This window comes from Nostoc sp. PCC 9305 (assembly GCF_963920915.1).
In the GTDB taxonomy this organism is placed as follows: Bacteria; Cyanobacteriota; Cyanobacteriia; order Cyanobacteriales; family Nostocaceae; genus Nostoc.
This window is the reverse complement of sequence record NZ_CAWUDN010000025.1, coordinates 1-16017: the sequence shown is the minus strand read 5'-3', so window position 1 is coordinate 16017 and position 16017 is coordinate 1. Positions and strand designations below refer to the sequence as shown.

Genomic DNA, 16017 nt, shown 5'->3' with positions numbered 1-16017 from the left:
CATATTTAGAATCAATCGGTAACAATACAAAAGATGATTAACTATTAACTTAATGACTAACAGACGCCAATTTTTAAAAGGGGTGACAGCACTTTCTAGCTTATCTTTAGGTGGTTGTGGCTGGAGGCTGGCTGAAGTACGTGCTAATTCTAATACCAGTAGTCAGCGTGACCAACTTTATATATTTACCTGGACACAATATACTGACAATCAATTACTGAAAACTTTTAGCAGCCAAACTGGCATAAAAGTCCTAGCAGATGTGTATGATTCCAATGATGTCATGCTGGCTAAATTGCAAGCTGGAGGCGGTGGCACTTATAGCATCATCAACCCATCTGACTATATGGTGCAAAAGATGGTAGACAAAGGTTTGTTAACAGAAATAAATCACGATCGCTTAATCGGTCTAGAGAATTTATTTCCCCGGTTTCAAAATCCTAGTTATGACCCCAATAACCGCTACAGTATCCCTTTTAACTGGGGGACAACAGGTTTACTTTACAATTCCGAAAAAATCAAAGATGCACCACAAGACTGGGATTACCTTTGGCAAAATCAAGAGCAACTGAATCAGCGAATGACTTTGCTCAATGATGTTCGAGAAGTTATGGGTGCAACCTTACGAATGCTTGGTTATTCTTATAACTCAAAAAATGAACAAGAAATCAAACAAGCTTATGAAAAGTTGAAGGTTTTAAAACCTGCGATCGCCCGTTTTGACACCGACGCTTGGCAAAATCAAATTCTGGCAGGAGATTTACTACTGGCAATGTGTTATTCGGCAGATGCGGTGAAAATCTCTCAAGAAAATCCTAAACTCAAATATGTGATTCCTCGCAGTGGTTCTTCATTATGGACAGACACTATTGTAATTCCCAAAACAGCCCCCAACCAAGCTGGAGCTTACGCTTGGATTAACATGATTTTGCAACCAGAAATCGCAGCTAAAATCACTCAACGCCTGAATATTTCTACGCCGAATAGCGCCGGATTTGAGCAATTACCAAAAACAATCCAAAACAATACTAATTTGTTTCCGCCAGAGTCACTGTTAAAAAATTGTGAACGTGTTACACCTGTAGGAGAATTTGAAGAGGTTTACGATCGTTATTGGACTCAATTAACTAGCAGTTAATTGAGTTAGGAGTTAGGAGTTAGGAGTGATTAATTTGGAAAAAAATGAGATTTCTAAAATAGAAAAATTGCAGAACCCCGTCAGAAATTGGCTGCAACCTTTGGTATTGCTTGCACCATCTGCGATTTGGTTATTACTTTTGTTAGTGCTGCCATCTTTGATCATTTTCGAGTTAAGTTTAGTTACAGATATCCGACCGGGAGATTTGGTCAATCCCAACGGATTCAAAAACTACATCAGAATATTTGACTCCCTTTACGTGCAAGTAATTTGGCGATCGCTATTTTTTGCCTTTGGCACTACGATAATTTGTTTAATTTTGGGCTTCCCTGTCGCCTATTGGATTGCTCAAATAGCGCCGCAGCGTTGGCGAAATTTGCTGCTATTAGGCTTTGTTCTACCTTTGTGGACTTCTTCCTTACTCCGTTCTTATGCTTGGATTACAATTCTTCGTCCTACTGGTTTATTGAACAGTTTATTCAGCAGTTTAGGTTTACCTACTTGGGAATTACTCAACAATAGTCAAGCTGTATTAATTGGCATGAGTTACAGCTTATTACCCTATATGGTTTTGATTTTATATGCTTCTCTTGAAAAGCTAGATAAGCGATTGCTAGAAGCTGCGGCTGATTTAGGTGCAAATCCGGTGGAAACTTTTTTCCAAGTAACCGTACCGCAAATTTTTTCGGGAATTGCGGCTGCTTCCATGCTTGTATTTATCACAGGCTTGGGGGATTTTGTCGATCCAGAATTACTCGGTGGTGCTTCTAGTATGACGGCGGCGCGGTTAGTTTATAACCAGTTTCTTGGAGCCACCCAAAATTGGGGATTCGGTTCAGCATTAAGTATGACGTTAATTTTGCTAGTTAGTATTGCGATCGCACTTTTAATTAAGTTTGGGGAAGCTGCGCCCAAACGCTAAACTTTTGTTGGCTCATTTATAATAAAGGCATCAAACGCCAGCGAGACAACGGTTATGCTCTCACCCGATCTCAAAAATGCGTTACCAACTACCGACGAACTTCCCTGTTCAGACGATACCCCAGTGGATAACGAAGATCAAAACTTTTTGCCCAATATTTTACTCTTCTTACTTAACTCCATTTAGGCAAATCGCATGGATTGGTACTTCGGAGTAGATATGGCAGTGTATCACACCACAGGAGTAAATCCTAGAGTACCTGTAGTCCCAGATGCTTTTTTAAGCCTGGGAGTAGAACGGAAAAAGGGTGGTAAATCACGCAAAAGTTATGCGGTTTGGGAAGAAAATGGCATAGTTCCAATATTCACATTAGAAATGATATCCCATACTCCAGGAGGTGAATACGACGAAAAGCTAGATATATATAGAAAACTCGGTGTATTGTACTACGTAATTTATAACCCTGAGTTTTGGCGACGCGACCAACATCAACCCTTGGAAGTGTATAAGTTGCTCGATGGAAACTACCAATTACAAATAGGTGAACCCTATTTAATGCCAGAGGTGGGTTTAGGTATAGGACGACACCAAGCTGTAATTGGCGGGATACAACAGGAGTTTTTATGTTGGTATGACGAGCAAGGAAGCCGCTATTTTACAGATGCAGAACAGGCACAACAAGAGCGATCGCGGGCTGAACAAGAACGGCAAAGGGCTGAACAATTAGCCGAGTATTTACGCTCTTTAGGAGTAGATCCAAATAATTTACCTGATAATTCGTAATTCGTAATTCGTAATTCGTAATGACGCTCTCTACGAGACGCTGCGCGAACGCGGACTCGCTAACGTAATTCGTAATTAAAAATTGTTAATTATTTTTCACTATGATTAAATGATCTAAATCACCTGCATTACTGTTCATTAATTCTTTTATTTTAGAGATAAACTCATGCTCTAAAAAAGGCTTGGTTAAGTAAGCTTTTGCACCTAATTCTTGGGCAAGCTGGCGATGTTTTTCAGCGCTGCGAGAAGTAAGAATCACAACAGGTATTTTTGCTAAATTGGTGTATTGGCGGAAATTGCTCAACAACTCAAAACCATTCATTCGTGGCATCTCTAAATCGGAGACGACAACTTTAATTTCAGGATGTAACTGCAATTTTTCTAGAGCTTCTACACCATTTTGAGCTTGTATTACTTGATAGCCAGATTTTTGGAGAGTCAAAGAGAGAGTTTGCCGGAGGCTAATTGCATCATCTACTACTAAAACAACTTTTGGTGATTTATAATCTGGCTCTTGAGAATAACTGGATTGGGTTTCTATAGTTGTTGTGGAAGTCGATGCCGCAAGTAATGGTGTAGATGAAAAATTATGTCCTGATATCGGCAAGGCTTTTTTATGTGACGGAGAAGCTACTGGTAGCGCCCTGATATCAAGTGTTGTTTGTTGGATTTCGCTAGATTTTACCAGCAACAAAGCATCAATTACTAAGATGAGATTACCATTAGCTAAACTACTACAACCATAAATGTATTTTGGCGGTGCGATCGCATTTCCTAAAGGTCTGATTACCAGTTCTTGTTCGCCGATTATTTGGTCAACTTCTAAAGCAACCTTTCCCTGATTTCGCTGTAGCAAAAGCACCGGATTTTTCGCTACACTTGGGTCGTGAATATTTGAAGTGTTGTATGGAGTCTCATTATTAATGAATGAACCATTATAATTAATCAACTTTGAAAGTTGACGAAGGCTAACCATAGTCTCATCATTGTCTATATTCCAATACAAGACTTTTTTCCCTTCAATTTCTTTAATCTGTTGTTCAGAGGGAATCAATATTTTTTCGATGCTGTCCAATATCAGACCATAAACAACACCTTTGGCTTGAACAAGCATTAACTTTTCTGTAGTCATAGAAAAAGGAATTTTGAGTATGAATATTGTTCCTTGGTTGGGTAAGGATTGAACTGAAATCGAGCCGTTGAGTGCGTGCATCTGAGTACGCACAATATCTAAACCCATGCCACGCCCAGAAATTTCACTTACTTTATTTGCAGTAGTAAATCCAGGCGAAAATATCAAATCTAAAAGTTCAGGTTCAGCCAGACTAGAAGCATATTTTCTAGTTTTTTCTTCAGTTTGTATGGGATAAAGTTCAGCAGCTTTTCTGCGAATTCTGTCTAAATTCAATCCTTGACCATCATCACGAACTTCGATAACAGTTTGGCTACCCTGGTGATAAGCGCAGATTTCGATTAACCCTTCTTCTGGTTTACCAAGCTCTCGGCGAACTTGCGGAGCTTCAATACCGTGGTCAAAAGCATTACGCACTAAGTGTAACAAGGGATCGTAGAGCTTTTCTGCGATCGCTTTATCTACTAGTACTTCACTACCAGTAAGTTTCAATTCTACAAGTTTGGCATGAACATTCCCCAATTTATTTACCATGTGAGGGAAACGATTCAGAATATTGCCTAAAGGCGCCATTCGTGCTTCGACTAAGCTATCTATAATATTAAGAGTTAAATTCTCTTTTTGATCGCTAATTTGAGTAGCTTGTGTCAGAAGCAAATCGAGAGACTCTGTGGTTTCTTGTAGTTGCAGTGTTTCTTCTATTGCTTCATGCAATGTCATGTGAAATTCTGTATATACATCCATTTCTAGAGAGTCAAAATCCACTGCAAAACTTTGCGTTTGTTGTGAGGTAATATTTTGTATTTGTAAAGGTAGATCGCGTAAATCGTTTAAAGTTGTTTGATGTCTAGTTAGTTGCTGTACTAGTTGCTCAATTATTTCTTTGACCTGTTCATCTTGTAAACTACGCCGTTTTTGGTAAATCAGCAATTCTCCTGCTAAATAATTGAGGTGTTGCAGTCTCTCTGTATCTACCCGAATAAATGAAGGTTGACGAAAGTTTTTAGTTTGAACATACTCTGATTTATCGTCTATTTCTTTGTTGATTTGTGTAGCTATATCAGGGATGACTTCAATAGCTGTTTTCGGAACGTCTATAACTACCTGCTCGCTGACAGTTAATGAATCAAGCTTTTCTGAAGAATTATCAGCTTGGTTTGTCACAACTTCAACAGTAAGGTTCTGCCTTGCTTCTTCTCCCCATATTGCTTCTAGTAAGTTATCAGTTGATTGCGAAGATACAATCTCTTTAATAACTAACAGTTTTTGTAACTTGGGACTATCAAGCCAATTTTTCTCTTCACTAGTAACAGGAGGATAGCTTTTATATTCTTTTGCTAATTTATGAATTTGGTTTTGTAATATTTTAATTCCTGAGAGGTAGCTATCAGATGGCTTCAGAGAATATTGAAATTTTGCAACTGCAAATAGAATGATTAAGATCATGCCACGTCGATAAATACAAAGGCTTTGACTATCTTCTTCATCTTGAACAAAATCAAGAAAGTCTTTCAACCAGTTTTCGATATAATTCAGCAGACTTCTTCTTTCTAATCTGGGAACTAGTAAAGTTAAATTTAGTTCCGCATCTGGTATTTGCATCTGGTGATTAAACCAGCCAAAAATGTAGCGAATTACTTTTAAATAGAACTTGGCAGTTGTTGGCTTTACCGATTCGTTTTTATTGTTATCAGATGTAGTAAGAAAATGATAAAATTGTTCTAAATTGATGATAAATTTGTCAGTGAATGAATTATTTAGCAATTCTTCAGATAACTCATTATTTGCCACTATTGTGAGTTTTTGTAAGTCTGAAGACGGTTCTCCACCAGATGTGCGATCGCCTTCTAATACTAATTTTTTTGCTTGTTGTAAATCTGTAAGGGCAATTTTTGCAATTTGCTGTACCTGGCTAGGATTTGCTTGCAGCGCTGAGAGAATTGTTTGGGAAATTTCTCCCAATCCAGGTAAATTTAGAGATTCTGCCAAGCCAAGAAATACTTCAGCTTGAGAGTGTAAAAACTCGATAAATTCGTCATTATTTGGTGGATTGTTAATAACATCAGCAATACTGTTTAGACGTTGTTCTACTCCTACTTCAAAAACAGATTGCACAATATCAAATCCCAATTCTTCAGAAGTGGGAATATGAGATTCAGCACCAAATGCATCACCCAGACTTTCTTGCAACTGTGCAAACACTGAAGTCGCTCGATGAAGCAGTTCTTCATCATTAACAGTACTGCCTATTAGCTCAGTATTTAATGCTATACTCAAACACTCGTAAGCTTGTAATAACAGTGTTTGTAATTCTGCATCTACGACTACTTTTGGATTGTATAAAGCCTTAAATACATCTTCTAAAAAATGGGAAATTGTCTTAATTAATTCCAGTCCAACGTTAGCTGCACCACCTTTAAGTGTATGAGTAGCCCGCATTAAGTTGTGAATTTTAGTAATGCTATAATCTTCCGATAAGCTAAATAGTTCTTGTTCAATAATTTGGACTAATTCCGGGGCTTCAGCCAGAAAATAGATGTACCCTTGTTCGCGGATTTCGTTATCTGTAATCATAATTAGAGAGTGGAGAGTGGGGAGTTAGGAGTTAGGAGTTAGGAGTTGATCGACCAATTGATTTTTCAGTTGTCTTGACTATTGAACTCAAAATCCGAATGATTTCGTCTGCATAGATTAGCTCATTAGTTAAATCAATATTTACTAGTTTGGACTGTTGTAGTAAGTAGACGTAGCCAGTATTTGGTTTCCCTAGCTTCTTTGTATGCAATATACATTTTTGCCAAAAAATCTTTTATACTCTGACCACCGCTAGCCTCTTCAACATTCGCGCCAATACTTGTCCCACTTCGTAGTAATTGCTTAGAAAGCACATATTCCCGTTGATCTTGCAGTTTAATATATAGGTGAATAATTTCTAAAGCAAATTTAAAACTCTTCTGTTGAATAATACTTTCTGCCAATTACTCTTCTCCTATATTTAACTCAAAAGTTATAAGTAATTAAGGTCAAAGCATTTTTATTTGAAATCAAATGGTGATTTATATAATGAATGCTTTGACCAAATAACTCCTAACTCCTAACTCCTAACTATTTTTCATTTCACTTTAAACTTACTAGCAGTTGTTAATAACTCTTGCGCCATTCCTGATAAATCTTGGAACACAGTCGCAATTTCTTGAGATTCAGCAAAAGTTTTATCGGCAATTTCTGCGACATCTTGCATTGATTTAGTGACTGTTACAGATTGCGCCATTTGTTTTTGAGTCGCTGCGGTAATTCGCTCGATTAGCTGACTAATTTCGGCAGTTGCAGAAACGATCGCATTTAAGTTTTGGCGAGTGTCGCTAACAAGATTTGTACCTTCTACTACCTGCTGAATACCAGTTTCCATCGCTACTGCAACTTCTCCGGTTTCTGCTTGAATCTCCTGAACTAATTTTTCAATTTCGATGGTTGCTGCTGCTGATTGGCGAGATAAAGAACGGACTTCATCAGCTACAACTGCAAAGCCTTTGCCATATTCACCGGCACGAGTAGCTTCAATGGCTGCATTCAAAGCGAGTACGTTTGTCTGTGTGGCAAAATTACCAATCAAATTCACCACTTTAGAGATTTTTTGCGAAGATTCGCTGAGGCGTTTAATCTTTTTGCTGGTTTGAGCAACGGTTTCACGAATTCCTTGGATTGCTTTTACAGTCAGGTTCATGGCAGTATCGCCAGACTCTACAGTTTGATTGGCTTTTTGCACTGCTAGTTGTACTAACTCAGCATTCGCCACAACAGCTTGAGTAGAGTCCACCATCTGTTGAATATCATCTAAGGCTGCGGTAATCTCCTCAGATTGTTGTTGTGCCAGATTAGTCAGTCCCGCTAATGAAGCCTCGCTGTTGCTAGAAGTTTGGGCAACTTGTTGAGCAGCCCCTTGTACCTGAACAACAATTTGCCGCAGTGCTTGCAGAGTATTATTGTAAGCATCAGCGATCGTGCCTAGCTCGTCTTCTGTAATCGGTGCGCGTACTGTTAAGTCGCCGTTAAGGGCGGGTCTCAGGGCTTTTAAGAGTTGAATGGATCGTTGTTGTAGTAACTCCTTAGCTGCCTTTTCCCGTGTTGCGGCTTCTGCTAATTTTGCTGACTGCGCTTGTACTTGTTGCAAGTATTCGGTGTGTTGTAATGCCAGTCCTAACTGGCTGCCAATACGTGCTAACAAAGTAACTTCTAATTCTTCCCAATCACGAGTTCCCGAATTTTGATAAGCTGCCAGTAGTCCCCACAATTGTTCCCCAGCAAATACAGGAACAATTACATAAGCTTTGGCTTCAAATTGCTCTAAAATTTCAATGTGACAAGGTGAATGACCTACCTGATAGATATCATTTACAACAAAGTTTTCGCCTTGGGCATATCGACCTCCCTGAGTTTCTTGTAAGTGGGTATCTTCCCAGACGGTTTTGATATCGGGGCCTACCAGTTTTACCCAAAGATGACCTGCTGACTCTGCGACAAATTCACCACTCCAGTTAGGATTGAAACGATACACGGCAACGCGATCACATCGTATTAATTGCCTGACTTCTTGAGTCGTTGTTTTGAAGATTTCTTCTACATCTAAAGATTGGCGGATGCGGTTACTGATTTTGGTGACAGCTTTCTCTTGTTCTGCTATCTGAGCTAGTTTCTCAGATTTGACTCGCACTAATTCTAAATAGTCTATCTGTGATTTAGCTAAACTAAATTGCAAGCTAGTCTGAACCAAAAAGTTCACTTCCCAGCTTTGCCATTCACGGGAGCTAGAGTTTTGATAAGCTGCCAGCAATCCCCACAATTTATCCCCGAAAAATATCGGAACAATCATGTAAGCTTTGGCTTCAAACTGCTCTAAAATCTCAATATGACAGGGAGCTAATCCTACTTCATAGATATTATTAACGATAAAGTTTTCACCTCTGACATACCGACCTCCCTTAGTTTCTTGCAAGTAGGTATCGTCCAAAACTGTTTTGATATCAGGGCCGACCAGTTTTGTCCAACCATTACTCACAGACTCAGCCACAAATTCACCACCCCAATCAGGGTTAAAACGATAGACAGCGACGCGATCGCATTGTAGTGATTGACGCACTTCTTGAGTAGTTGTTTTAAAGACGCTTTCTACATCTGAAGATTGTCGGATGCGGTTGACTATCTTAGTGAAAACCTTCTCTTGTTCAACTATTTGAGCTAGTTGGTCAGATTTTGTTTGCACTTGTTCCAGATATTCCCCTTGTGAGATAGCGACACCAAATTGCAATCCAATTTGAGTTACAAAGGTTTCTTCCCAAGGTTGCCAATCACGAGGCCCAGAATTTTGATAAGCTGCCAACAAACCCCATAATTTTTCTCCAGCAAATATGGGTGCAATGATGTAAGCCTTCATTTCATACTGCTCTAAAATGTCAATATGACATTGAGAATGGCCCATTTGATAAATGTCATTAACTACAAAGCTTTCACCCTTGGCATAACGTCCTCCTTGAGTGTCTTGTAAGTGGCTATCTTCCCAGACCATGTAAAAATCAGGGCCGACCATTTTTATCCAGCCATTACCCACTGACTCAGCGACAAACTCGCCACTCCAGTCAGGTTTGAAGCGATAGACACCGACGCGATCGCATTTTAGTAATTGACGTACTTCTTGAGTGGTTGTTTGAAAAAGCTTATCGACATTTGATATCCGCAAAATTTTGTCGATGACTTTAGCTACCGATTTTTTTGCTAGTAGCCGCTGTTGCTGTTCTTTTTGAAATTCAAAGCTCTGTAATTTGTAAATTAGTTCTGTTGTCAGTTGAGATAGTAGGCTAATTTCTACTTCTTGCCACTGCCGCTTTGAGTAGCAATTATTGACTACTAGTAAGCCCCACACTTTACCTTCTACTACAATCGGTAAACTCAAACTGGCTTTAATTTGAAATTTATCTAGCAGTTGCTTTTGATAAGGGGTAAGTTGAATCTGATTGATATCGTCAATAACTACAGCTTCTATATAGTCTTGATTGGTATATAAACCAAAAATAATTCCAGGAATATTTTCGCCTAAAGTTGGTGTCCAACCTAGTGTTCTCGATTCGGCTAAAACATTACCTGATTCCCGCGAAGTAAACTGATAAATTAAGGCGCGATCGCAGCCAATCTTTTCTCTAATTTGTGCTACAGTAATTTTCAATAATGTATCAAGGTCTGGCGCTTGGCGCATGTGAGTTGCGATGTCTTTCAACTGTCGCCGCCAAGTTTTAAATTCTAGAGCGATCGCACTTAATAAAGATATTTCACTACTAGCAATATTTGCTATATGAGCGTTACCATTCTGATTTTCTAATTCAGATATTAGATGCTCATTTTCATGGCTATTGTTATACAAAAATGTCATTTAATTAACCTCAAGATTGTGATTGGTAATAACTGGATATGTGGCAAGCGATATTTATCTGGTATTTACTCATTAAGGATTAGAAGTTTTCAAAAAAATCTACCTAATCGCACCTTACTAAATATTCAATTATGAATTCCCCATGCTGGAGATTGCATAATAGTTGTGGCATCCAAATTAAAAATTATCTCCTCCGAATCATTAATAAAGTATCCCTGTAAAAAAGATGATATTTTCGGATAAAATAATTCAGCACTTGCGGGTTTCATTTCTTTAGTATCCAGCCATTCAATATCTATAAGTTGTCGCACCAATAGTCCCAAATACTTACCTTTATTTTCTAGAACAATTGCCATCATTTTTGAAACTAAATTTGACCCTTGGGAAATTGGAGGATAACCTAACATTGCCTCTAAATCGACTAACCAAAGCATCTCACCGCGCCAATTATAAATACCAAAGACACTACTTGGCATCTGAGGAACGCCACATATTTCTGGTAACGATACTTGCAAAACTTCTGCGATGTGTTGTAAAGAAATTACGGCTGTATCAGTTACTCCCAAATTAAAACTTAAAAACTTTTCCTGGGTTTCCAAAGCTATCAATCCTTTGTCCTTGATTATTTATCTTTAGACACTATTTGCAGTTATTGTTTATTCTTGGAGAGATTAATCTAAAAAATAGTGACTTCTAGGATTTGTTTATTTATGATATTTTACTAATTAAGTAACCGCTTTAAAATTATCACTAGTTCGTCGCGATCGATCGGTTTTGATAGATAACCATCAGCGCCTAACATATTACCCCAAATTTTATCTACATCACTATTTTTTGTAGAGCAAAAAACTACAGGTATATTGCTAGTGTCAGGATTATTTTTTAGTTCTCGGCAAATTTCAAAGCCACTTTTACCCGGTAAAATTACATCGAGAAATATTAAGTCCGGCTTATTTTGATCTATTTTGTCTTGAGCCTCTTCACTACTAGTGGCGCTAATCACAGAATAACCTGCCTGTTGCAAGTAACGGCTGATTATTTCCATATCTGTTAAGCCATCTTCAACAACTAAAACAGTATTCATGGCAATTACTCGTTAACTTTTTCTCAAAATGTAAACAAAATAGACAAATCCTAAATGATTCCTCAAAAAGACATGGAAGGGACTAGAGACTAGCCCTAACCCCTTTGCCCTAAACAATATTCACAAATCAAATAGGACTGCTATAAATACAAAAATTTGTATTTGTCTAATTTTGATTCAATCTTTATTTATCAACCTCAGAGAAAGTACTTAATAAACATAACTTAATATAAGTTTTTTGAATATAAAATAGGTTGATAACCTAATTTTAGATTTTACATTTTGGATTGAAGATTCAAAATGTAAAAATGACTGATAGCAAAAGAATTTAAAGGTGAGAATATATCTAAAAATCGCAAATACATGATTTGAATAATAAAGGTTAATTTGAAATTGTTTAACCTCAATAATTTAATTTTTACTGAGGTGGAAAATTCTACAAAATTTGAGGAATAATTCAGAACCAAAAATTGCCTCTAACTTTCCCTAATTACAAACCTCTAAATTAGATTTACTCTTTTCATTGGATACGCTCTGTGTAGGTAAATATTTACGTACTATACTCATTACCTTATCAGCTATTACAGGTTTAGTGAGAAAATCTGTAGAACCAACTACTTTGGCACGAACTCTATCTAAAAGACCATCACTGCCTGTTAATATAATTATTGGTGTGTTGGAAAATGTAGATATTCTTCGTAACTGAGTACAAATTTCGTAACCACTAGCAACTGGCATAATCAAATCCAAAAAAATCAGGTCTGGTTTATCCTGAATCAGAGTTGGTAGAGCTTGTACAGCATCTTGAATTTTGACAAACCTAAATCCATTGGAAGTGACAATATCCTCTACCATTTTACATACTTGAGGGCTATCATCGACGCAAGCCACTAGTGGAGCAATCCGCTTCTTGGCTTGTGTGGTGGTAGAGTTATTGTTGACTTCAGTAATTCCTAAAGGCAAGTCAGGTACTTCTACCAATTCAATGATTCCTTTAAGGATATAAGGAAGCAAGGAACGGGTGAGTGGTAGTACACTCTGCTTCATTTTCATGGCTAAATCCCGCAGAGTGAATTTGCCATTGATTAAATTTACAAAGTTTTTGTAGACAGATGGACTTACCATCTGCTCAAGTTGTTCTGGTCGCCGTAGAATTGGTGCTAAGTCAGGAGAAAAATTTGCTAAACCTGCTTCTGACCAAATTTTCCATGAGTCTTGCATGTGCTTTACAGACATTTCTGCACTCGTGAAGCTCATTGGGGTTTCTAAGATAACTTCTTGGTTGCGATTGCAAGTTAGAGAAGCAAAGTTTCCTTGCAAAGCTAGGTCAAATAATAGTTCTGCTATCGTATTTTCCGCAATAGATTGAATCTGTTCTCTCTGAATTTTCTGTTTTTTATAAAATACTTCTATCAGTTTATAGTCCCAGTAATCAATTGATAGGTCTTGCCCACGTAACTGCAACTTATCAACATCAATCTGGGGACAATTCTGGGCTATATGTCTACGCCAACGTCGGAAGGGATGAGTTCCTCCTGTTGCCCAAACTATCCGTCCCAATCGATAGTAAAAAGTCCATTGGCTGCCCTTTGAACTCTTAATATTTAATTTGCCATTGTATTGCAACTGAGTACAAGTTTTAAATTCATTTACTAGATTATTTGAAATAAGTTCTTGATGAGGCATAGTTTGTTCCTTTTATTAAAAAGCTAGCCATTAAAAACCGATACTAATAGAGCACGGCGTAAATCCACCTACCACCTCAATTAACCAGACAAATTTCTGAAGTCACTTGTTAAAGATAGGCAACACTTTTGTGACAGTGTTCTAGCTATATGAAGATCGGCAGATATGTGAATAAGTGCAAATGCATTTGATATATAGCAGTCTAAATCAAGATTATTAAAAGCAAGGCAGATGTTAAGATAGCAAAACTATTGCTAGTAAAGAATTTATCTAGCATAAAGTCTTTATTGGCAGAGTTTACTTTTCTGCTAATATTTATGACTAAAGTAGGTTGCCATAGTCGACATCATGGTGTATTAATATATCATTTTAAGAATTTTCATACCGAATCATATCCGTATAAGTTCTGAATTTTTGTTTAAAAAAGATTAGCAGTCTCCAAAGAGACTTGCTTGAGTTATTCACATTCACAATATAGGTTAACAATATTTATTTAACTTTACTATTCTTAATTCTGCTAATTAATATCAGCTTTTCTAGGGAATATAAAAAAAAAGGCGTGCTACTAAAACAAGTAACAGCCAGATTATAAAGTATTTATTTAGAAAATTTCTTCAAGGTTGCTTATGGTTTTGATAGCTGACAACAGCTGCCCTGAGATTACTTTGGTGTTCTGAAAGTAGCCGATCGCCTTCGTCTTTTTCCAAACCAGTCCAGTGCATCAATAGCGCCAGCTTAACCCATTTACCACTACGTTCTAGTAAAAAACCAGCAGTTTCCCGACTTAAACCTGTGAGGTCTTGCAAAATTCGCAAAGCGCGATCGCGTAATTTTTGATTTGTTACTGCTACATCGACCATGCGATTGCCATAAACTTTGCCTAGCTTAACCATCACGCCGCTAGAAAGGATATTTAAAGCTAATTTAGTGGCTGTACCAGCTTTCAGGCGAGTTGAGCCGGCGATTATTTCTGGCCCTGTTAATAGGCGAATGTCAATATCGGCATCAAAGCTAACTTGTTCAGCAGGAACGCAGGCGATAAAAATAGTTGTAGCTCCTCGCTGACGAGCAGCATGAAGCGCACCGTGGACATAAGGCGTTGTGCCGCCAGCGGTAATGCCAACTACGACATCTAATTGGGTAACGTGCCGCCCTGCGATCGCCGCCTCGCCATCTTCAATGCTGTCTTCTAAATCTTCAGAACTACGTACTAGTGCGCCAGCACCACCAGCAATAATCCCCTGTACCAACTCTGGAGGTGTACAAAAAGTAGGTGGACACTCCGCAGCATCTAAAACCCCTAATCTGCCACTTGTACCCGCACCGATATAAAATAAGCGTCCTCCGTGGCGCAAACGCTCTGCGGTGCGTTCAATTGCCTCTGCCAACTGAATTCTCGCCGCTGCAACTGCTGCAACAGCCTTTTGGTCTTCGTCATTAAACAACTCCACCAATTCCAGAGAACTGAGCTGGTCTAAGTTCAGACTATTAGGGTTTACCAGCTCAGTTAAAAGATGCCCGCGTTCTTGCAAATTTGTCATTTATCATTTGTCCTTTGTCATTTGTCCGTTGTCATTTGTCCGTTGTCATTTGTCATTTGTCAGTTAGCGACCAGTGACCAATGACCAATACTTCGATTACGCTCAGTACAAGTGACTAATGACTAATGACTAATGACTACTTACAACAACCCTTCCAATTTGCGACGCATCTTCTCTAATTCAGAATCAGACAATTCTGGTTCTTCTAGCGGCTGTTGATTGAGAGGGAAAGTGTCTTCAACAGTATCCTCCTTCTGGGCATCTTCTTGCCAGTCAGTTTTTTCGACGTTAAGTTCTGGGGGAGTTACAACTAAATTGCTGTTTTCTGGGATGATTTCCCATCCATATCCAGCACTTTCGCAAAATTCCTTGATTTCTTCAGCATCCATCGGCTCCGGTGTGGGTGCAGGGAAATCCTGAGCTTCTAACATCAGGGCAAAGCGTGTCGCATCGTCTTCTGACTCGAACATCAGAATTTTATTGCGTAGCTTGCCGTAGGCATCGCCTTCGCGAATCGTGTGAATCCCCTCATTTTCCGTTCGAGCATTAAAAATTAACACAAAAACACGCATAGGCGTAATCATAATGTTAAACCAATACTTTCAGGTTGTATTTTACTATCTTCTATTAATTTTCTAGTACCTAACCTTTTTTAGTACATTTGAACTACTACTTACCTGATTTTTACTCTAGTAATTTTCTCTTAATAATATTCATATACCTATTATTCCTTTATTTCTCTAACTAGTACTCTGAGTCTATCTCACACATTACCACACAAAGATTACAGCTATTTTTGACGCTATGCCCTCTATTCTCGCTTGCTGATAGGTTTTCATCATTCCCTTATCACTAACCGGTTATAGGGCATTTCTGGCATTAATTAAAGTATCGTGAGAGTCATTATCGCTTGCTATTGAGAATGAGTATAAAACTAGTACAAAAATATTATTTTTATATCTATATGTCTGTTATCTCCTGAAAACTCCAAGTAGTACTCTAAGTATTTCCAAAATATGCACAAAAAAAGGACTCTATCTAGAGTCCCAATACTGCTCGGTTAAGTATTTTTAACTCGGCATTGGGTTTGGGGAAAAGGTTAAAGGGTAAAGGTTTTTTCTTTCCCCTTTCCCCTTTACCCTTTTCCCCTTAACCGACAAGTATTGTCTAGAGTCCTTGCTATTAACTAAGCTTTTGAGTTATCTATTCCCCCAACAAGTACATCACCTCTTCTAGCTTTTGTTTAGCTATGTAGAGATTGAGAAGCTTTTGCTGTTCCCATGATTGAGGCGGATGAAGTGAACGTCTTT

10 protein-coding genes and 1 pseudogene are annotated in these 16017 nt (G+C 38.2%); 3 read left to right on the top strand and 8 right to left on the bottom strand.

All coding sequences use genetic code 11. The features are described from left to right. Positions 1-52 precede the first annotated feature (52 nt). From ACM0OX_RS11640 to ACM0OX_RS11630, 3 genes and pseudogenes are all read left to right on the top strand, one after another. Entirely contained in the window at positions 53-1138 is a 1086-nt protein-coding gene (locus tag ACM0OX_RS11640) for an ABC transporter substrate-binding protein (protein ID WP_414515008.1), read from the top strand. Between the two features lie 28 nt (positions 1139-1166). Next, a complete protein-coding gene (locus ACM0OX_RS11635; protein ID WP_414515049.1) occupies positions 1167-2060 on the top strand; it encodes an ABC transporter permease in 894 nt (297 codons plus the stop codon). A gap of 54 nt (positions 2061-2114) precedes the next feature. Then, positions 2115-2843: pseudogene (locus tag ACM0OX_RS11630) on the top strand (Uma2 family endonuclease). Between the two features lie 85 nt (positions 2844-2928). Here ACM0OX_RS11630 and ACM0OX_RS11625 read toward each other — a convergent pair. The 8 genes from ACM0OX_RS11625 to ACM0OX_RS11590 all read right to left on the bottom strand — a co-directional run bounded on the left by ACM0OX_RS11625 (position 2929) and on the right by ACM0OX_RS11590 (position 15291). Continuing rightward, a complete protein-coding gene (locus ACM0OX_RS11625) occupies positions 2929-6549 on the bottom strand; it encodes a response regulator (protein WP_414515007.1) in 3621 nt (1206 codons plus the stop codon). A 134-nt stretch (positions 6550-6683) separates the two neighbouring features. After that, a complete protein-coding gene (locus ACM0OX_RS11620) occupies positions 6684-6953 on the bottom strand; it encodes a four helix bundle protein (protein WP_414515006.1) in 270 nt (89 codons plus the stop codon). Positions 6954-7087: 134 nt separating this feature from the next. Further along, a complete protein-coding gene (locus ACM0OX_RS11615) occupies positions 7088-10396 on the bottom strand; it encodes a GAF domain-containing protein (protein WP_414515005.1) in 3309 nt (1102 codons plus the stop codon). A gap of 125 nt (positions 10397-10521) precedes the next feature. Beyond that, positions 10522-10995 carry a chemotaxis protein CheW gene (locus ACM0OX_RS11610; protein ID WP_414515004.1) on the bottom strand — a complete coding sequence of 158 codons (474 nt, stop codon included), beginning with the start codon at positions 10993-10995 and terminating at the stop codon, positions 10522-10524. A 122-nt stretch (positions 10996-11117) separates the two neighbouring features. Then, positions 11118-11480 (bottom strand): response regulator transcription factor, encoded by a 363-nt coding sequence (locus ACM0OX_RS11605; protein ID WP_414515003.1) that lies wholly within the window; start codon positions 11478-11480, stop codon positions 11118-11120. A gap of 486 nt (positions 11481-11966) precedes the next feature. Continuing rightward, complete coding sequence (locus ACM0OX_RS11600) at positions 11967-13166, bottom strand: response regulator (RefSeq protein WP_414515002.1); 1200 nt, start codon at positions 13164-13166, stop codon at positions 11967-11969. A 614-nt stretch (positions 13167-13780) separates the two neighbouring features. After that, positions 13781-14707: an N-acetylmuramic acid 6-phosphate etherase gene (gene murQ, locus ACM0OX_RS11595; protein ID WP_414515001.1), complete on the bottom strand. Its 927-nt coding sequence runs from the start codon at positions 14705-14707 to the stop codon at positions 13781-13783. A gap of 140 nt (positions 14708-14847) precedes the next feature. Then, a complete protein-coding gene (locus ACM0OX_RS11590) occupies positions 14848-15291 on the bottom strand; it encodes a DUF3110 domain-containing protein (protein ID WP_414515000.1) in 444 nt (147 codons plus the stop codon). Positions 15292-16017 lie beyond the last annotated feature (726 nt).

What these genes read in the sequence shown, in the direction of transcription:
- ACM0OX_RS11625 (WP_414515007.1), bottom strand. Translation starts at nt 6,549, where the DNA reads ATGATTACAGATAACGAAATCCGCGAACAAGGGTACATCTATTTTCTG.
- ACM0OX_RS11600 (WP_414515002.1), bottom strand. Translation starts at nt 13,166, where the DNA reads ATGCCTCATCAAGAACTTATTTCAAATAATCTAGTAAATGAATTTAAA.
- ACM0OX_RS11590 (WP_414515000.1), bottom strand. Translation starts at nt 15,291, where the DNA reads ATGATTACGCCTATGCGTGTTTTTGTGTTAATTTTTAATGCTCGAACG.
- murQ (WP_414515001.1), bottom strand. Translation starts at nt 14,707, where the DNA reads ATGACAAATTTGCAAGAACGCGGGCATCTTTTAACTGAGCTGGTAAAC.
- ACM0OX_RS11640 (WP_414515008.1), top strand. Translation starts at nt 53, where the DNA reads ATGACTAACAGACGCCAATTTTTAAAAGGGGTGACAGCACTTTCTAGC.
- ACM0OX_RS11615 (WP_414515005.1), bottom strand. Translation starts at nt 10,396, where the DNA reads ATGACATTTTTGTATAACAATAGCCATGAAAATGAGCATCTAATATCT.
- ACM0OX_RS11605 (WP_414515003.1), bottom strand. Translation starts at nt 11,480, where the DNA reads ATGAATACTGTTTTAGTTGTTGAAGATGGCTTAACAGATATGGAAATA.